The following is a 19,007-nucleotide window of genomic DNA, read 5'->3' as shown; positions in this document are numbered from 1 at the left end:
CTGGTTCGTCTTGGAGATCCGCTCGTTCTGTCCATTCCCCGCGGCGGCCTTCGTCTGGGAGGCCGGTCCGGGGGTGCATTCGCTCACGATCCTCGTCAAGGCCACGTTCCTGCTCGTGCACGGGGCCGAGGCGACGATCGCGCCGGCGCAGGACGAGCCTTCGGGGGACGTGCCGTGGGACAACGATCCCGGCGCGTCGCTCCGCTTCGCCACCGATTTCGCGCCCCTCAAGCCGCGCACGGACGTGCTCGTCGTCGGGCACGCCTTCGCTCCGAAGGGCGCGGCCGTCACGGAGCTCTCGTGCCGGATCGAGATCGGTGATTTCGCGAAGGCGCTCGAGCTCGTCGGGGATCGGCGATATTCGCCGGGGCCGGAGGGCCTCTCGGCCGGGCCGCCCGCGGCGTTCACGCGAATGCCGCTGCGGTACGAGCGCGCGGCGCGAGGGCATGGGAATCCGGTCGGCGTCGATCTCGCGGCACCTCCGGCGCGCGGCGCCATGGCAATGCCGAACGTCGTCTCGACGACGGGACAAACCCCCGGCCTCGGCCCGCTCGCGCCGGGGTGGCCCGAGCGCAGGCGGCTCGTCACCGAGGAGGGGCACAGGTGGGCGACGGCCGCGCTCGGCGAGGAGCCGGGCCCGGCGCCCGAGGGTTTCGATTTCGGGTTTTTCCAGGCGGCGCCGCCGGATCAACAAATCCCGCTCCTGCGCCCCGGCGCCACGCTCGTGCTCGAACACTTGCATCCGACGCTCCCGCGGCTCGAGACGCGTTTGCCCGCGGCGCGGCCGCAGGCGTTCCGGATCGATCCCAGGACGGGCCGCGTGAGCGAGATCGCGCTGCGCTGCGATACCGTCACGATCGACGCGGATCGGGGGCGCATCACCATGGTGTTTCGTGGCCTCACGGACGTGCCGGCGAAGGAGCCGATCGCCGTGGGGACGCTCGTCGTGGCGAGCCACCCGCAAGGAAAGCGGGTCCGGCCCGCCGATATCGAGAAGGTCGTGCGCCAGGGCGGCTCGCTGGAGGACGTCGCGGGCGCGCCGGAGCTGCATCCGCTCGAAATGCGGCACGATACGCGGCCGATTGGGCAGGCGCGCACGGGCGGGACGATGACCGGCCCGGCGGAGCCCAAGGCCCCCGCCTTGCCATTCCGCCCCGCGTCGTCCCCGCCGCCCGCTGCGCCTCCGCGCCCGAGCCCCGCCTTGCCGTTCGGCAGCGGCACGGTCCACGTGGGAGCGCCCGCGGCGATCGTTCGTCCGGCCACACCCTTCGAACGACCGTCCGCGCCGCCCCCGCGCCCGCAGGCCGAGGAGGTGCCGCGGATGCCGCGGAACGTGGGATTGCCGTTCGTGCCGGCGGAGGCCGCCGCGCCGCCGTCCTCGCCTGCGCCTGCGTCTGCGCCGCCGCCTGCGTCTGTACCTGCGACCGACGCGCCCGTCCCCTTCTCGGTGATGGACGCGGTCAAGCCCGCGCTCGTCGCCCTGCCGACGATTCCCCTCGAACCCGAGCCTGCCGAACCCGAATCCGGCGAGCCCGGTTTGCCGGGCTCGGCGCTGCTCTTGCCGCTCCCGCTCGAGAAGTACGCCTCGATTGCGGCGGAGATCGCGGGGCCCACGGTCGATGTGGGGGTGACGCTGCGCCGGCACGGGCTCGACGAGGAGAAATGGGCGCATATCGAGGCCGAGAGCACGGCCGTGATCGCCGGGGACGCCGCGCGCGGCGAGGGGGCGCTTCTCGAGGCCTTTGATCGAATTTATGTCGCGCGTCTGGAGGCGCTCGGCCGGACGGTGGATGTCCGGGGGCATGCGCGCCTGTCGGTCGCGGCCGCGCACGGGAAATTGTCGCAATGCCTCGCGGAGCTCGGCCTCGGGCGGGCCGACGTCTTGCCGCTCCGGCGCGCGTTTTCGCGGAGGACGGCGAAGGATCCGGCTCTCCTGGCCGAGCTTCGCGCCGCCACGGAGGCCGAACGCGCGGCCTCGCCGCCGCCCGAGGGCGGGCTCTTCCGGACGCCGAGGCGGGTGAAGACGAACGAGCCGCGTGGCGCGTGAGCAGGCGCGGATCAGGGCGTCTTTTGGGGTTCCAGCCGGCTACGCACGATCCGCGGCGGCGTGGCTTCGACGTCGAGGCGCGAGAGGACGAGGCCCCGCAGCGACGGTCGCCCCGCGCGCGCGGCGAGCAGCTTGCCGAGGAAATCACGTACGGCGGTCTTCGAGCCGAGATCCATGGCAGCGGCGGTCTTCCACGCGGCGGTCGCGCCCTTCACGCATGGCTCCTTCGCGCCCGCGGCGTCCGGCTCGCAGACGAGCACGACGCAGTTCGTCGTGTGCTCGAGGCACGTGCGGTGAATCGTGGTGTCGTCGGTCGTCACGCCGTTCGCCGCGACGAGCGGGATGCTCTTTTTCGTGTCGATCTCGCCGCGCGACGTGAAGACGAACCCGACCGGATTGCTCGGCGCGTGGCTCTCGATCCAGGCGAACGGATCGGCCTCGCTCGTGGCCTTTTTCGTGGCCCCGGAGGCGACGGTGAGCAGCGCCGGGCTCGACACGATGGTACGAGCGCGCAGGAGATCCGCAGGAGTTGTCCTGATCGATAATATCTCCGGGGGCGGGACACGAACGCCGTCGACGATCTGCGGCTCGTCCTCGTGGCCGTGGCCGTCGTCGTCTTCGGCTTTCGGGTCCACGTTCGAGAGGACTTCCATCGAGATATCGACGCCGATCTCCGCGACGTCCTCGGCGTGGCCCTCGGCCTTGGCGCCTGCGCCCGCCGCCTCCTCGACGAGGCCGCCGCCGCCCTCCGGCTTCGGGCCGTGCACGCCGGGCAGCGAGCCTTTGGCGCCGCCGCGCATGCCGTCGTCGGCGAGCGAGCCGAGCTTGCCGCCGCCGCGTATGCCGTCGTCGGCGAGCGAGCCGGCGCGGCCGAGGCCTCGCGCCGCGTCGTCCCCGAGCATCGCGCCTTTCGCGCCGATCTTCGCGCAATCGTCGCCGGCCCGCGCGACGAGCATCCCGATCGCCGCGAGGGCCGCCGCGAAGGGCCCCAACTTCTTGCCGCTGCCCTCGTCGTGCCCGCTCTCGCTCACGAAGACCTCCGCGCCCCGAAACCGGGCGCAATGATACCGAGAGGCGCCGCGCTGACAATCCCTTCGGGGCTCGACCTTGCAAACGTTTCGGTTCTGGCTACCCTCCGCGGCCACCATGGCCGTCATCACCGTCCTCGGCGCGGGCATGATGGGCAGCGCGTTTTGCGTGCCGCTCGTCGATCGTGGGCACGACGTGCGCCTCGTCGGCACGCACCTCGACCACGTGATCATCGAGAGCCTGAAAGCGCGCGGGTTTCACCCGACCCTCAAGCTCGATCTGCCCCCTTCCATCCAGCCGTTTTTCGCGGAGGAGCTCGCGGAGGCCGCCCGCGGCGCGGACATCCTCGCGCTCGGCGTGAGCTCGGCGGGTGTTCGGTGGGCGACGGAGACGATCGCGCCCCACGCGCGGCCGGGCGTGCCGCTCGTGATGATCACGAAGGGGCTCGAACTCGACGAAGAGGGCGGCCGTCTCGTGGTGCTGCCCGACGTGGTCCGGCGAGGTTTGCCCGAGGAGGTGCGGGCGAGCGTGTTTCCGGCGGCCGTCGCGGGGCCGTGTATCGCCGGGGAGCTCGCGCGGCGGGTGCCGACGTCGGTCGTCGTGACGGGCCGCGATGAAAAGACGCTGGCGGCGCTGGCGGATGCGCTGCGCGGGCCGTATTACCACGTGTTTCCGTGCGCCGACGTGATCGGCGCCGAGGTGTGCGCCGCGCTGAAGAATGCGTTTGCCATGGGCGTCGCGCTCGGCGCGGGGCTGCACGAGAAAAACGGCGGGGCGCCCGGGAGCGTGGCGATGCACAACTGGGAGAGCGCCGTGTTCGCCGAGGCCATTCGCGAGATGATGCGGGTCATCGGGCTCGTCGGCGGTGATCCGATGACGGCCACGGGTCTGCCCGGCGTCGGGGATCTCGACGTCACCATGAACGGCGGCCGCACGGGGCGATTCGGGCGGCTGCTCGGGCTCGGGCTCGGGGTGCGCGAATCGGTGGCCCGCATGGAAGGCGCGACGCTCGAATGCCTGGAGATCCTCGACGTGATGCGCCGGGCGCTCTCCGCGTACGAGGCCCGGGGCGAGCTCGGCCCCGGGGAGCTGCCGCTCCTGCGCAAGCTCATCGCGATCGCGCTCGAGGACGCGCCGGTGGAGATGCCGTTTGATTCGTTCTTCGGGGCGTGACGATGATCGTGGGGGACGACGCGCTTTTCCTGGGGATCGATTGCAGCACGACGGCGTGCAAGGCCATCGCGTGGGACCGGGCGGGCCGCGCCGTCGCGGAGGGCCGCGCGCCGATCCCGCTCTCGAATCCGGCGCCGGACGCGTGGGAGCAAGACGCGCGGGGCTGGTGGGACGCAATGGTCGTCGCGACACGCGCGGCGGCGCGGGCGCTCGGGGACGAGGGCGCGCGGCGCATCCGGGCGGTGACGATCACGCACCAGCGGGAGACGTTCGTCCTGACAGACGAGCGCGGCGAGCCGCTGCACCCGGCGCTCGTGTGGATGGATGCGCGCTGCCGGGCGGAGGTCGCGGCGCTCGCGGCGAAGGTCGGGCAGGCGCGGCTGCACGAGATCTCGGGCAAATTCCCCTGCACGACGCCTTCGCTCTACAAGCTGCTCCACCTGCGCGATCGAATCGCGCCCGAGCTCGCCGCGCGTCCGGTGCGGATGCTCGATGTGCATGCATTTCTCGCCCTTCGCCTCACGGGGCGCCTCGTGACGTCCGTGGCGAGCGCCGATCCCACGGGGCTCGTCGACATGGCGGCGCGCAGGTTCTCCCCGGAGATCCTCGAATGGGCGGGTTTGTCCGCGGCGGAGGTCCCCGAGCTCGCCGAGCCGGGGGAGCGGATCGGCGAGGTGGGGAGCGAGGCGGCCGCTGCGCTCGGAATCGAGGCGGGGATCCCGGTCTTCGCGGGTGCCGGAGATGGCCAGGCGGCGGCGCTCGGGGCGGGCGTCGTGGGGCCGGGCTTGATGTATCTGAACCTCGGCACGGCCATCGTGTCGGGCGTCATTTCGCGCGAATATCGCACGGATCGCGCCTTCCGGACGATGATGGCGGCGACGCCGGGCGCGTTCCTGCTCGAGACCGACCTGAAAGGCGGGACGTTCACGCTCACGTGGCTCGCGCGCCTCGTCGGCGCGGACGATGAGGGGACGTCGGCGAAGCTCGCCGCGCTCGAGCGGGAATCCGCGTCCCTCCCGCCGGGCGCGGAGGGGCTCGTGCTCGTGCCGTATTTCCACGGGGTGATGAATCCCTACTGGGACGACGCGGCGACGGGGATCCTGCTCGGGCTCTCGGGCGGGCAGGGGCCGGCGCACCTGTATCGAGCGATCATCGAAGGGATCGCCCTCGAGCAGCGGCTCCACACGGGCGGCGTGGAGAAGGCGTCGGGGCCGATCGAGGAGCTACGCGTGATGGGCGGAGGCTCGCGCAGCGCGCTCTGGTGCCAGATCCTGGCGGATGTCCTCGACAAACCCATCACGCGAGCGGGGTCGAGCGAGGCGACGTCGCTCGGGGCAGGGATCCTCGCGGCCGCGGGCGTGGGGGCCTTCGCGGGGATCGAGGAGGCGGCCGCGGCGATGACGTCACGCGGGCAGGTCTTCGTCCCCGGGGAGCGGCGCGTTGTTTACGATCGGCTGTACCACGAGGTGTACGTGGGGCTGTATCCGGCGCTCGCGGGGGCGATGGGGCGGCTCGCGGAGATCAGCCGTCCCACGCCACCCGAAAACTCGTGAACGGGTAGGGGTAGTTGCGCCTGTACCAGTTGCGGAAGCTCGGGCGCAGGAGTTTGTCGTCGGTGGCGAAGGAGGCGCCGAAGACGACGTCGTGCTCGCCGTCGAAGAAATCCGCGGAGTAGCCGGGGTACGTCCGCGCATAAGCGCGAAACCCGGGCAGGGGTGAGAACGGCGTGCTCGTCCATTCCCAGCCATTGCCGACGAGCTCTTCCACGCCCCACGCGCTCGCCCCGCCGGGGTGTGAACCCGTGGGCGACGGGAACAACCGCGCGAAGCCGAAATTGCCGTGGCAGGGCGCGGGCGCGGCGTCGCCCCAGGGATAAGGCCTCCGCGCGCCTTCCGCGGCCATGTAGGCGGCGCGGCAGAGCTCGGCCTCGGTGGGCAAACGGCCGCCGTGGTGGGCGCAATAGGCCCGCGCCTGCTCGCCCGAGACCTGGACGGGCCAGCCCGCCGCGACCTCGAAGGGCACGGGGCCGAAGACGGTCTTGACGAGCAGGCGGCCGGCGCCATGGATCCACGTGCGCGGCCGGAGCGAGTCGGGTTCGCCGTTCGCCCGGAAGAATACGCGCCAGTCGAGGTTCCGCGCGGGGAGCGAATCGAGAGAAAAAGCCCGAACGGAGACCGTGGCCCTGCCAAACTCGTTGTCCCAGCCGAACGGGATCTCGTCCCAGGCGGCGCCGATCACGGCGGGGCCCTCGGGGATGTGGATACGCTCTCCCGCGCGGCCCTCGCTCGATCCGGGCGGCGCCACGGACGCGGGGCGCTGGATCAGGCCCGGGCGGCACTCCGCGAGCATGTAGAGCAGCGTCTCCTGGTGCATGAGCTCGTGCTCGAGGACGAGGTGCAGGATGCGCTCGTTTTCGCAGAGCGGATCCGCGCTCGACGCCCGCGCGAGGACCTCGGGGATCTTCGCCCGGACGGCGCGGCGAGAGGCGTCGCGATACGAAAGCACGGCCGAGACGGAGGGCCACGTGGGGATGCTCGTCCGGCGCGCGCCCTCGTCGTCTTTCGGATCGATGCCCCGTTCGAAGAGGACGTCGAGCGCCTCGTCGAGGTGCCCCGCCCCGAGCACGCCGCGGCCGATCTGGTTCCAGGCGAACGCGGGCAGGTGGCCGAGGTAAAACAAAAATGGGTGGCGCAGGCCGATCGGACGCTCGAGCAGGGCCTCGCGAGGGAGCAGGCCGAACAGGAGGTCCGTGCGCTGGTAGGTCGTGTCGAGTTTGTCGGCCCAGTACGATTCGCGCGATAGGGTCACGAACGACGCCTCCGGAGCAGGGCGAGGGCGAAGAGGTCCTCCGGGTCGGTGTACCAGCGGTCGATCGAGAGCCCCGCCTCGGCGGCGCAGGCTTCGAGCGACGCGCGCGTGAATTTGCAGGAAATCTCGGTGCGGATCTCCGCGCCCGCGTCGAGATCGAGCCCGAGGTCGAGCGCGGCGAGGCGGACGTCTTGCCTCCGGCGGGCGACGAGGCGCATCTCGATCCAGGCGTTCTCCCGGTCGTAGAAGGCGCGGTGCCGGAAGCCCGAAGGGTCGAAATCGCCGCCGAACCGCCGGTTCAGCACGGAGAGCACGTTCAGGTTGAAGGCCGCCGTGACGCCCTCGGGATCGTCGTACGCCGCCTCGAGCCGCGCCGGATCCTTGACGAGATCGACGCCGAGCAAGAGCGCGTCCGAGTCCGCCATCCTTTGCGCGAGCTCGCCGAGGAACGAGCGGCGCTCGTCGGGGTGCAGGTTGCCCACGGTGCCGGCGAAAAACACGAGGAGGCGCTCGCCCGCCGGGCCGAGGCGCCCGAGGTCGGTCAGGAAATCGCCGACGATACCGCGAAAGGCGAACGTCGGATAATCCACGGAGAGGCGGTCGATCGACTGGAGCAAAAAGAGCTCGTTGATGTCGAGCATGGTGCAGGTCGCGCCCTGCCCGTGGGTACGCAGGGCGTCGAGCAGCAGCCGGATCTTGCGGCCCGCGCCGCTGCCGAGCTCGACGAGGTGACGAGGACGCGCGCGCGCGACGATATCGACCGCGGCATTCTCCAGGATCGCGATCTCCGTGCGGGTCTGGTAATACACGGAGAGCTCGGTGATCCGCTCGAAGAGCTCGCTCCCCTTGTCGTCGTAGAGGTATCGAGCCGGGATCTCCGGGAGCTCCTGGAGCAGGCTCTCGCGGAGCGCCGCGCCCTCGTCGACCGGGCGCGTGGAGGAGCGGGGCGCGAGATCTCCGGGCGCGTCGTTCCTGACAGGCGATCCGTCCATTCGGAAAACCCTCCGGCGCCCGCCGGGCGGGGGCCCGGGCGCCGGGCGCGATGCGCCGTTTGCTCAGGACACCAGCGTCGAGGCGGGCTCCGCGGGGGCATGCGAAACCCATTCCCGAGCGCGGGCCTGCAGGTGAACGTGGGCCGGAATTCGCTCGAGGAAGGTCCGGCGCAGGAGAGGATCCGGAATTCGAGACGCCCGCGCGAGGAGAGCGGCCTCGGCGGCGACGACGGCCGCGCGCGCCTCCTCCACGCGGCCGAGCGCGTGGAGGGCGTCCACGCGCGACAGGACGAGGTGCTCGTGACCAAAATGGTACATGCCGCGCCGGTCACTCTCGGCGAGGGCCGCCTCGGCGAGCGCGAGGGCCTCGGCAGGGCGGCCCTCGGCGAGCGCGAGGCCGGCACGGATACCCGCGAGGGCCACGCGCGCGAACGGGTAGGGCGACACGAGGGGCTCGAGGGCGAGGGCGCGCGCCCGCGCCGCCTCCAGGAACCCGGCGGCGAGCGACGCCTCGGCGAGGACGAGCCCGGCATTGAGGGCGATGGTCCGCTCGCCACGCGCCTCGGCCTCCTGGAGCACCCCGATGCAAGGTTCGAGGGCCTCGGCGGGGCGGCCGCGGAGCAAGAGGACGCGGCCGAGGTAGGTGCGCGTCGCGAGCGCCATCATCCCGCCCGGCTCGGCGCCCTGCATGGCGCGTGAGAGGGCGGACTCGGCCTCCTCGAAGGCGCCGAGGAACGCCCAATCGAGGCCGACGTGCATCTGCACGTAGGGGCCATATCGCCGATCCCCCGCGGCCTCGAAATGGGCGAGGGCCTCCAGATCGAGGGCGAGCGCCGCCGCGAAATCGCGAGGGACGTAGCGCAACCAGAAGGCGCGCGTCATCTTCACCCAGCCCGCCGCGGAGGGCTCGTGGCCGAGGTGAGGCGCGCTGACCTCCTCCAGGCGCGCCAGGTGCGTCTCGGCGAGCTCGCGCTCGGCCCCGAGCAAATACGGCATGATCGCCACGCTGTAGGCCCAGGCGAACGCGGGGATCGCCGCGGGCACGGGGTTCACGCGGGCGAGCTCGCGCGCGAAGGCGGCGCGGGCCTCCGGGTTGTTCGCGACGAGCGGGCTCGTGATGGCGCTGCCGAGCGCGCGGCAATGGCTCGTGGTGCCCGGCGTGGCGATCGCGAGCGTGGCCTCGGCCGAGGCGAAGGCCCGCGCCCAGTCGCCGTTCCAGGCCCACGCGTCGGTCTGGATCGCCCGGAGCGCGGCCGCTCGATCACCCGAAGCGCCAAGAGCGAGGCCACGCTCGGCGAGGCAGAGGGCGGCCTCGTCGTCGCCCGCGCCGAGCGCGTGCTCCGCGGCGCGCTCGTAATGGCCGATCGCCCGCGCCGCGTCGCCGCCGCGATCAAAATGCTCGGCGAGGATCTTCGGGTCCCATTCGCCGTGGGCTTCGAGCCACTCGCCCGCGAGCCGGTGGCCGAGGGCGCGATCCCGCTCGGTGAGCATCGCATACGCGCCCTCGCGCAGGAGCACGTTCCGGAACGCGAGCGCCTCCTCGCCCGGGAGCCGGCTCTCGCGCCGCGTGACCAGGATCTCGCGCTCGAGGAGCGAGGCGAGCACGGCCGAGAGCTCCATCGCGTCCGGCGCGTCGTCGCCGAGCAAGGCGGGGATGCCGCCGTGGAAGAAGGATTCGCCGAAGATACTCGCGGCCCGCAGCACGCGCCGCGCCTCGGGATCGAGGGCGCCGAGGCGAGCCTCGATCATGCCGAGCACCGTCTCGGGCAACGCGCCGCCGCGCCCCTCGGCGACGGCGCGCACGAGCTCCTCCAGGTAAAACGGGTTGCCCGCGGCGCGCACGGCGAGCGCGTCGACGAGCTCCGCGGGCGCGGCGTCGCCGAGGGCCGCTCGCACGATACGCGCGCTCGCCTTGCGCGGCAGCTCCCCGATCCGCACCTCGTGGGAACGATCCCCGAAGAGCCGCGGGAACAACGTCAGGGCCTCGGGCCGCGCGGCGGCGAGGACGATGAAGGCCCGATCGCCGAGCTCGCGCAGGGCCGTGTCGAGCAGGCGCAGCGACGCCGCGTCGCCCCATTGCACGTCGTCGACCGCGAAGACGACCGGATGACGGCGCGTCATCGCCGCGAGCAGATCCACGACGGCCTCGCGCATCCGGTCCTTCATGAGCGCGGGGCTCCCGCGCGCCGCGCGCAGGCGTGGGCTCGCCTCGTTCGAGGCGGGCAGCCCGACGAGCTCGGCGAGCAGCTCCGCGACACGCTCGGCGTCCGCCGCGGGGAGGTATCGGGCGACGAACGCGGCGAGCCGCGCGTGGCCCTCGAGCGGCGCGCCCGAGAGCGCGCCGAGCAACGTGGAGCCGAGCAGCGAGAAGGGAGAGCCCTGGCCGAGCAGATCGCCGTGCCCGCGGGCCACGAGCACCTCGGGGCGATCCTGCCGGATCCGCGTGACGAGCTCCGCGAGCAGGCGCGATTTGCCGACGCCCGCGGGGCCGACGAGGAGCGCGGCCGAGGGGCGCTCCTCCTCGATCGCCGCGTCGACGAGATCCCACAACGCGCGCTTCTCGCGGTCACGGCCGACGAAGGGGCTCGGCCTTCCGAGCAACGTACGCGCGGCCTCGCCCGAGGCGCGCTCCGCGACGAGGCGGTGGCCCTCGGGGGTGGTCTTCACGTCGAAGCGCGCGGCGAGCAGGGCGCGGGTGACGTCGTCGATGCGGACGCCGACCTCACCCCCCGGCCCCCTCGCCACGCCGTGGAGAGGGGGCGTTTCGGCTTCGAGCAGGCTCGCGACACGATCAACGACGGCGCCGACGGGCAGGCGCTCGGCGGCCTCGGCGCGGCCCGTGGCGAGCGCGATCGCGGCCTCGGGCAGGATCACGCGCAGGCGCAAGGCGGCGCGGGCGGCGCGCGCGGCGCGATCCGTCGGCTCGCCGGCGCCGAGCAGCGTGACCACGAGCGCGCCGTTCCGCAGCTCGTCCACGCGCGCGCCGAGCGGCGCCACCTCGTGCCGCACGGCCGCGACGACGTCGGCCTGCGAGCGTTGCGTGGAGCCCGTCGCGTCGATCGAGCTGCTCGCGAGCTCGCGGTGCAGGGCCAGGATCGAGACGAAACGCGCCTCCACGTCGGTGAGCCCCGAGGCCTCCGGTTCGTCCGCGATCGTCGGCACCTCGCCCGTCTCCTCGGTGCCGAGCGCCTCGATCGTGGCGAGCTCGGCCGCGAGCGCGGCGCCGTTCGCGGGGCGCGACGCCGGGTCCTTCGCGAGCAGGCGCGCGACGAGCGCGTCGAGCCGCGGCGGCAGATCGGGTCGCGCCTCCGCGAGGCGTGGTGCCTCCTCGAGCAGCAGCTTGGCGAAGAGCGCCATCAGGTTGTCGGCCTGGAACGGCGCGTGGCCCGTGAGGCACTCGTAGAGCACGGCGCCGAGCGAGAAGATGTCGACACGCGCGTCGAGCGGCGTCCCGTCGCCGCTCGCTTGCTCCGGCGCCATGTACCCCGGCGTGCCCAGGATCATGCCCGTCCGCGTGAGCTTGCGGCTCGCCCTCGTCCCGAGCTGCGCCAGCCCGAAATCCACGAGCTTCACGCCCTCGATCACGCGGCCCACGAGCATGAGGTTCGTGGGCTTGACGTCCCGGTGCACGATCCCGCGCGCGTGCGCGGCCGAGAGCCCCGCGGCCACGAGGCGCCCGAGCGTGAGGCACTCCGGCAGCGTGAGCGGCCCCCGCGCGAGCCGCGCCGCGAGGTCCTCGCCCTCGAGCCACTCCATCACGAGGTACGGAAAACCCGCCTCGGACAGGCCGTGCGTCACGTACCGGACCACGTGCGGATGCGAGAGCTCGGCGAGCGCGCGCGCCTCCACGTCGAAGCGGCGCGTCGCGTCGCTCGCGGGCTGGTGGATGACCTTGAGCGCGACGGGCGAACCCGTCGCGCGGTCGTGGGCGCGGTAGACGGCGCCCATGCCTCCGGCCCCTGCGCGCAGCTCGATCTCGAAACGATCGGCGATGACGTCGCCGCGCTTCATGACCTCTTGTGGCTCCCGTTTGCCGCCGCGCGCGTGGCGGGCGCCTCGCCTTCACCCTCGACGACGCGCACGCCCGAGCCCACGCGCCAGCGCTCGGCGAGCGCCCGGCCGCGTTTCTGATCGACGTCCGTCGCCGTCGCGAGGAACGCCTCGCGCAACATGGGCTGGCTGAAGGCGTACTCCGTGTCGTTCGGCGCGCGGCTCGCGCGGCGCTTCGTGATGAGCTCACGCTTCGTCAGCTCGCAGAGCAGCGCGCGCACGTGCGGCGCGCCGTCGGGCTCACCGAGCAGGGCGAGCACCGCGCCCTCCCAGAACGTGACCCCGACGAGGCTCGCCGCGCGCAAGACCCGCCGCGCCGCCGACGAGAGCTCGGCGATCGCGGGCCCGTGCACGGCGAGCAGCGCCTCCGGCGTCACGCCCGTGGCGCCCCGCGCGAGCTCCTGCAAGAAGAGCGGATGTCCCTCGGCGCGTTGCGCGAGCGCCGCGAGCTCGGCCTCGTCCGCCTCCGGCCCGAGCGCGCGGCGCAAGAGCTCGCGCGACGCGCGTTGCGAGAGCGCCCCCATGCGGATCTCCTGCACGTTCCGGCGCCCGAAGAGCCCCGGCGCGCGGTCGCGCACCTCGGGCCGGGCGAGCGCGAGCACGCCAAACGGGCTGTCCGACAGCTCGCCCAGCGCGCGATCCACGAGCGCGAGCGTCGCCGCGTCGGCCCACTGCACGTCGTCGAGCACGAGCACGAGCGGCCCCGACCGGGCGCGCACCCCGAGCACGCCGAGCGCGTGCTCCTCGAAGCCACGCGCCTCGCCCTCGTCCTCGCCCGGGCCACGCGCGGGCGAGAGCGCCCGGATCAGCGGCTCGATCATGCCGAAGTCGACCCCGGCCGCCCCGGGCCGGCCGTAACCCACGACGAGGCCCGGCCGGCTCGCTCGCAGCGCGCGCACCACCTCCTGCGCGAGGCGCGTCTTGCCGAGCCCCGCAGACGCGACCACGAGCGCCGCCGCCGCGCGTGGCTCGTCGAGCCCTTCTTCCAGCAGATCGAGCACCACCGACAGCTCGCCCTTGCGGCCCACGAGGGGGCGCTCGACGAGCAGCGGGCACGCCTCGCCGAGGTCGTCCCGCTCGGCGCGCAGCCGCGCGTCGTCCGGCGGGCCCTCGATCTCGAACCGCGCGGGCAAGAGCGCCTGCGTCCGATCGTCGATCCGCACCCCGAACACGCCCGGCGCATGGCTCGCGCGCTTCAGCAGATCGAGCGCGCGCTGCACGACCTCGGGCGCCGGCAGATCCTTGCCGGCCTCACTCCGCCCCGTGACGAGCGCGACCCGGAACCCCAGGAGCAGCTCGGCCACCGCGAGCGCGCACCGCGCCGCGCGCACCGGCCCGTCCGCCGTCCCTTCGAGCGAGAGCAAGAGCGCACCCGAGGCGAGCTCCACGACCCGCGCGCCATGCCTGCGCGCGAGGCCCCGCACCTCATCCCAAGCCGAGCGGGGGATCTGCGTGCGCAACGTGGGGCTCGAAGGCCGCGCGACGATCTCCACGGCAGGCGCGGCGACAACCGCACAGACGAGGTGGTGCTCACGATCGGAGATCCCCTCGGGCAAGGCGGGCACGACGGAGATCCGCTCCCCGTCCACGGCGTCGATGCCCTCGAGCGCGCGCAGCACCTCAGCCCCGTCGGCGGGCCGCGCCTCGGCCACACGCGAGAGCATCCGCGCGACGAGCGAGTCGAGCGCCCTCGGCACCTCGGGCCGGATCGAGCGCACACGCGGCGCATCCTCGAGCAGCAAGCGCGCGAGGATGGCCATCACGCCTTCGCCCTCGAACGCAGGTTTGCCCGTCAAGCACTCGAAGAGCAAGGCGCCGAGGGAAAACACGTCGGCCCTGGCATTGACGCGCCCCTTGGAGCCCTGGGCCTGCTCGGGCGCCATGTACCCAGGCGTGCCGAGCACGCTGCCGGTGCGCGTCAAGCGGGCGCCGCCGGCAGCGGCCTGAGCAAGCCCAAAGTCGAGCACCTTGGCACTCTCGGGCGCGCCGCCGACGAGGAAGACGTTGCTCGGCTTGACGTCACGGTGGACGATCCCACGCGCATGCGCGGCGGCGAGGGCGGACGCGACGCGGATGCCAAGCAGGACGACCTCACTCTGCGTGAGCTCACCTTCGATGAGGCGCGACGCGAGGCTCCTACCCTCCAGCCATTCCATGACGAGCCAGGGCGCGCCCGAGGGCGTGGCGCCATGGTCGACGTAGCGGACGATATGGGGATGGCCGAGCTCGGCGAGGATCTTGGCCTCGTGATCGAACCGGCGGATGGCCTCGGCATCATGCTCGCCGAGGACCTTGATGGCGACAGGCGCACGCGTGACCCGATCATGCCCACGGAACACCGAGCCCATGCCCCCCGTGCCGGCGATACGCTCGAGGACGAAACGACCGCCGACCACGTCTCCAGGCTGCACGGCCGGGAGGATGCCGAGGTAGGGCGGGAGAGGCAAGCGTCGTGGAGAGGGAGCAGGTGAACAGGGTCTCATCGCGGGGCGTAGCGCCGGGGCGCTGCCCCGGACCCCGCGGGGGGCTGTCCGCCCCCTCGACCCCGGACCAGGCACGGCCTGGACCGAGGGTTGAAAAACTGCGCTCCGCGCAGTTTTTCAAACGGGCCGACGTAGAGGCCGGGGCGCCAGCAGAACCAGCAGCGCGGCTGTTTTGGTTGGCAAGGTCGTTGGTGGTCTTGACTGCGGCTGTTCGATGAACTGCGCGGAGCGCAGTTCATCGACGAAAGGTCCAGCGCCTGCGCTGGTCCGGGTCCAGGGGCGGATAGCCCCGGTGGGGCCTGGGGCAAAGCCCCAGCGAAGCGCCTTCGACATGAGGCGTGCCCCGTTCATCATTCCCCTCGGCTCAACGCCGGCAGGTGCAGACTGTGCCGGGGCGGTACCAGGGGCCGCCGCAGTATCCGCTGCGATAGCCGCGGCTGCGGCAATGGTCGTCGCAGAGTCCGGCCCTGGCGCCTGGCAGGACGGGGCAGCCGCGGTAATCGGCCTCGAGCGCGAGCTCCGCGGCGCCCTCGGTCTCGTCCGACGCGAGCGCGTCCGCGTCCGCGCTCACGCCCTCGTCGTCGATCTGTGCGTCGACGGCACATGCCCCGGCGCCCACGGCCAGCATCAGCACACAAAGCATCTTTTTGAGCATCGTCGCCCCCCTTGCTCGTGAATGGATGGTCGATTCTCGTCTGGAGCAAGGGGTATGCCGGGCGGGCTCGGGCGTGGGGATGTCGGGGCTCAGCCGAGGAAGGCCTGCGTGGCCTCTGCGTATTCTTTCATCAATTGCTCGTAGTCCTCGAAGGCCGGGACGGTCTCGTAGCTGTACGTGGCCGGCGTGGTCGCCCAGGGCAGCTTTTCCTTGGTATACGTCTCGATGAATGGGCGGTACCAGCTCGTGTCGTCGAGCATGGTCGGGCGGACGTTGACGAAGAAGTCCATGCCCGGGACGCGGGTGAACATCCAGGTCATGCAGTGGCCGCAGAAGAAATGGTGGACCTCGTCGCCGTGCAGGCCGCCGCGCACCGGCTCTCCCTTCGTCACCTCGAAGCCTGCGCTCGGGATCGCTGCGCTGAGCGAATAGGCGCTGGAGCTCATCCGCTGACATCCCGTGCAATGGCAGGCCATCGTGACGAGCGGCGGCGCCGTGACCCGGAGCCGCACGCGGCCACAACGACATCCACCTTCCCAGGGTAGTTTCCAGTTGGTCATGGTGTTTTCCTCTTGGTCTGTACCGGCGAGAGGATGCCCGGGGGGCGGAGGAGAGGCAAGCGGTGCGGCGAGGGCGGGTCCCGGCGGGGTGAGATCGATCCGGCGCTCGGGGATGGGCATGTCGGGGCGCCGTGAAGCGGGGAGGCGGGGCGCGGGAGCGGATCCACGACGCTGTGGATCGGCTTCCCGAGGACGGGATCGGCGGTTCACAGCGGGGTGGAGCGGGTGGGGGAGAGGGCAGACGGCGGCTCACGGCGGCGTGAGGTGCAGGCGGGGGATGAGGAAGGGCGGTTCGCGGCGATGGGGAGCGGAGATCGGCGAGGAGGAAGGTGAGGTCGGGGCGGTGGGGGAGGAGGATGGCTGGGGGGGGAGGCGGTTTCGGGGGGCTGGGGGAGGGGGAAAGGGGAGGGAAAGGGCTCAAGAGCGAGCGGCGAAGAGCGGCAGGAGCTTCCGGCCCAGCTCGTCGACGAACGCCGCGAGGCCGTTCTTCGCCCCGACCTTCCGCAGGTGCTCGATGTCCGCGTCCCGGAAGCATGCGGCCTCCCGTTCGTCGTCGTCGGTGAGACACGAAAGGACACGTTTTGGGCTCTTCTTGGCCGTGTCGTTCGTCGCGTCGAGCTCTGCCGAGCGTGCGGTGGGATCGAATCCTAGCTCTCTTCTCAGCTTCGCGAGGGCCTGCTGCTCGTCCTTGCTCCTGGCCGTGAAGGCGGCGATCACCCAGGTCTCTCGCATGGTGTGGGCCACGCCGAGCACCACCTCGAAAGGCCAATCGCCGTCGCTCCGCGCTTGCTCCAGCCCTCGCCAGCGCTCCTGTGGCTTTCCGTCACTGTCGCGCACGAGGAGGACGGCGGCCGGTTGCGGGTCCTCTGCGACGAAACATCGGAGGGCGAGCACCGCCGTCCGTGCGTCCTCGAGGGCCGGTTCTCGGCCGAAATGCCCGTGCCTCGGAGGCACCCGCCGTCGCCTCGAAGCATCGTTCACGCCTTTCCACGCGAGGAACGGTGTCCCGGCGTCGAGCCCACGGAAGGCGCGGCAGGCGCCGAGCTCCTTCTCCTGCACGGGAATGCCCTGCACGAGGACCCGATCGACGATCTCCGGGACCGTACGCGCGTCCGACGGCCCCTCGACGACCAGCCCGAGGATGCGGGGCTCTGCGTTCACTGCGGCTCCGTCTCGGCGCTCGCCCGCTCCGTCACCCAGTCCTCGCCCACGAAGCTCCAGAGCTCCCCGGCGCGCGTCGTGCTCTTCCAGCGCTCGAAATCCGGGTGCTCCGTCAGCGGCGCGCAGGCCGTCGAGCCGTCCGGGCGGAGGGCCGTGACGAGGACCTCCTCGGGCTTGAAATGGTCGAGCAGATAAGGGGAATGGCTGGTGGCGACGATCTGGAGCTCGGGATCCATCGCGAGCACCTTGCGGAGCTGGGCGACGAGCTCGCCTTGCGCGCGCGGGTGCAGGGCCTTGTCGATGTCGTCGAGCAGGAGGAGCCGGAGACGTGGCCCTTTGCACAGGGCGGTCAACAGGCCGATGACGAGCAAGGTCCCCTCGCTGGCAAGGGGCGCGGGGACGTCGGGGGCACCTTTGAAATCGAGGACGAGCTGCTGGCCCCAGTACGGACGTTCGACCGTGTGCGTCAGGGGCTTGTCGTCGATACGGATCTCCTGCTGCTCGCGTTTCAACACCTTGGCCCTTCGGGTGCGAATCCGCTCCAGTGTGGGTACCACCTGACGTGCGGCATCCTGGATCGACTGGAAGATATCGGGCGAGCGCGCCGCGAGATCCGCCAGTACGGGAGCGAGGCCCTCGCCATCGACGCGCATACGAGGCGTCTCCTCATCGCTATACGCCGCGGCCGCGAGCCTCTCCACGTCGAGCCGCAGCTTGCGCGTCGAGCGAAGCGCTTGGGCAAGCTCTCGCAACTCGGAGTGGTACATGGGCATCTCGCGCGGGGATATGGCATCGTCCTCGTCGCTCGTGATGGTCTCCTCAGCTTCCCCCCACCGGCGGATGATTGTCCCGCTCCATTCTGGCGGAGTGCGGATGTCGGACTCTTCGCCGCCGCGACTGACAGAGATCTGGACACTCGCTTCCACGCCTGCGAAACGCGCAGAGAGGGTGAGCACCATGGGATCCATCGCGCCGCGGCTCATGAGGTTCAGGGGTGCCTGGACACCCGTCATGATGGCCTCGATCGGCCTCTGCGTGGCCTGCGCGAGATAGAAGAGGCCATCCAGGACGCTCGTCTTCCCCGACCCGTTCGGCCCGACGATCACCATGAACCGCCCGAGCTGGATCTCCGCCTTGCGCAGGGACTTGAAGTTCGTGAAGGAGACCCGTTCGATCATGGTGGCTGCCGTCCTCGCGGACCGAGTCTTACACGACCCCTCACCCGGAGCCCAGTCCCGAGCCACCCTCCCCCTCGCTCGCCTTCCTCCCCCGCAGGTACACGAGCGGACCAAACAACGTGAGGAACCGCGACGTCTCCTCCACCTGCGAAAATCCCGCGGCGCGCATCAGCTCGGGCAGGCGGCCGTCGAGGTTGTCGCCGACGTGCCCGAAACGACGCGCCACGCCCGCGGCGAGTTTTCCCGGCAAGGAGCGCGGAGGACCGAGGTCCGCCACGTGGAGCTCGCCGCCCGGCGAGAGGACCCGCGCCATTTCACCGAAGGCCGTCGCCTTGTCGGAGAGGGAGAGGTGGTGGAGCACGAGGGTCGTGACCACACGATCAAACGAGCCGTCGGGGAACGGGAGGCGCTGGGCGTAGCCCTCGTGCAGCTCGACGTCCGCGCCCGCATCCGCGAGCTTCCGGCGGGCCATGGAGAGGATCTTCGGGTCGCCGTCGAGGCCCACCACCTCGGCCTCGGGGCAACGCTGCTTGAGCCGGAGCACGAGCGTGCCCGTACCAGCGCCGACGTCGAGGACGCGGTGCCGAGGTCTCACGTCGGCCAGGTCGATCAGGCGCTCCTTGAAGGCGCGCTCGCGAACCGCGGCGCGGATGAACGGGTCGTAGAAGCGCGTGAGCGCCGCGTGTCCGAGGGCGTGGATGTAGGGCTGTTCGGTGTGCATCGGCCTTGTTCCTCCTGGGTTCTGCCCTGCCGACGCACGGCGGGCGCGCGGATTACACCTCTTTTTCGAACATCACGCACGCGCCTCGGCGGGCCCGGGTCCGGGCGGGCGAGGGCTCCCGGCCTTCGCGGCGGAGCTTTATGTTCCGCG

At 71.9% G+C, this 19,007-nt stretch carries 13 protein-coding genes; 3 read left to right on the top strand and 10 right to left on the bottom strand.

The window, feature by feature from the left end; translation table 11 throughout:
• Nucleotides 1–10: 10 nt before the first annotated feature.
• Nucleotides 11–2,047: a DUF2169 family type VI secretion system accessory protein gene (locus tag GF068_RS35355; RefSeq protein WP_153823940.1), complete on the top strand. Its 2,037-nt coding sequence runs from the start codon at nucleotides 11–13 to the stop codon at nucleotides 2,045–2,047.
• 11 nt (nucleotides 2,048–2,058) lie between these two features.
• Here GF068_RS35355 and GF068_RS35350 read toward each other — a convergent pair whose 3' ends face one another.
• The gene (locus GF068_RS35350; protein WP_153823939.1) at nucleotides 2,059–3,078 is read right to left on the bottom strand and encodes a hypothetical protein; all 1,020 of its coding nucleotides are present in this window, start codon (nucleotides 3,076–3,078) and stop codon (nucleotides 2,059–2,061) included.
• 115 nt (nucleotides 3,079–3,193) lie between these two features.
• Between GF068_RS35350 and GF068_RS35345 the strand changes: the two genes are divergently transcribed.
• Nucleotides 3,194–4,249 carry an NAD(P)H-dependent glycerol-3-phosphate dehydrogenase gene (locus GF068_RS35345; protein WP_153823938.1) on the top strand — a complete coding sequence of 352 codons (1,056 nt, stop codon included), beginning with the start codon at nucleotides 3,194–3,196 and terminating at the stop codon, nucleotides 4,247–4,249.
• Nucleotides 4,250–4,251: 2 nt separating this feature from the next.
• Nucleotides 4,252–5,802 (top strand): xylulokinase, encoded by a 1,551-nt coding sequence (locus GF068_RS35340; protein WP_153823985.1) that lies wholly within the window; start codon nucleotides 4,252–4,254, stop codon nucleotides 5,800–5,802.
• On the opposite strand, the gene GF068_RS35335 is transcribed toward GF068_RS35340, so the two are convergent.
• The 9 genes from GF068_RS35335 to GF068_RS35295 form a co-directional block, all read right to left on the bottom strand.
• A complete protein-coding gene (locus GF068_RS35335; protein WP_170319867.1) occupies nucleotides 5,771–7,057 on the bottom strand; it encodes an SUMF1/EgtB/PvdO family nonheme iron enzyme in 1,287 nt (428 codons plus the stop codon). The genes GF068_RS35340 and GF068_RS35335 overlap by 32 nt on opposite strands.
• Entirely contained in the window at nucleotides 7,054–8,049 is a 996-nt protein-coding gene (egtD, locus tag GF068_RS35330) for an L-histidine N(alpha)-methyltransferase (RefSeq protein WP_153823937.1), read from the bottom strand. Before egtD ends, GF068_RS35335 begins: the two co-directional genes overlap by 4 nt.
• Nucleotides 8,050–8,112: 63 nt before the next feature.
• A complete protein-coding gene (locus GF068_RS35325) occupies nucleotides 8,113–12,060 on the bottom strand; it encodes a serine/threonine-protein kinase (RefSeq protein ID WP_240807873.1) in 3,948 nt (1,315 codons plus the stop codon).
• Nucleotides 12,057–14,510: a protein kinase domain-containing protein gene (locus GF068_RS35320; protein ID WP_170319866.1), complete on the bottom strand. Its 2,454-nt coding sequence runs from the start codon at nucleotides 14,508–14,510 to the stop codon at nucleotides 12,057–12,059. Before GF068_RS35320 ends, GF068_RS35325 begins: the two co-directional genes overlap by 4 nt.
• Nucleotides 14,511–14,946: 436 nt before the next feature.
• Nucleotides 14,947–15,237, bottom strand: a complete 291-nt coding sequence (locus GF068_RS35315) for a hypothetical protein (RefSeq protein ID WP_153823935.1) — start codon at nucleotides 15,235–15,237, stop codon at nucleotides 14,947–14,949.
• 89 nt (nucleotides 15,238–15,326) lie between these two features.
• Nucleotides 15,327–15,797 carry a GFA family protein gene (locus GF068_RS35310; RefSeq protein ID WP_153823934.1) on the bottom strand — a complete coding sequence of 157 codons (471 nt, stop codon included), beginning with the start codon at nucleotides 15,795–15,797 and terminating at the stop codon, nucleotides 15,327–15,329.
• Nucleotides 15,798–16,214: 417 nt separating this feature from the next.
• Nucleotides 16,215–16,958 (bottom strand): hypothetical protein, encoded by a 744-nt coding sequence (locus GF068_RS35305; RefSeq protein WP_153823933.1) that lies wholly within the window; start codon nucleotides 16,956–16,958, stop codon nucleotides 16,215–16,217.
• Nucleotides 16,955–18,136, bottom strand: a complete 1,182-nt coding sequence (locus tag GF068_RS35300) for an AAA family ATPase (RefSeq protein ID WP_153823932.1) — start codon at nucleotides 18,134–18,136, stop codon at nucleotides 16,955–16,957. The genes GF068_RS35305 and GF068_RS35300 overlap by 4 nt, the downstream gene beginning before the upstream one ends.
• Before the next feature lie 40 nt (nucleotides 18,137–18,176).
• Entirely contained in the window at nucleotides 18,177–18,857 is a 681-nt protein-coding gene (locus GF068_RS35295) for a class I SAM-dependent methyltransferase (RefSeq protein ID WP_153823931.1), read from the bottom strand.
• Nucleotides 18,858–19,007 lie beyond the last annotated feature (150 nt).

This window comes from Polyangium spumosum (assembly GCF_009649845.1).
In the GTDB taxonomy this organism is placed as follows: domain Bacteria; phylum Myxococcota_A; class Polyangia; order Polyangiales; family Polyangiaceae; genus Polyangium; species Polyangium spumosum.
The sequence above is the reverse complement of the archived record's forward strand: the minus strand, read 5'-3'. Positions and strand labels throughout refer to the sequence as shown.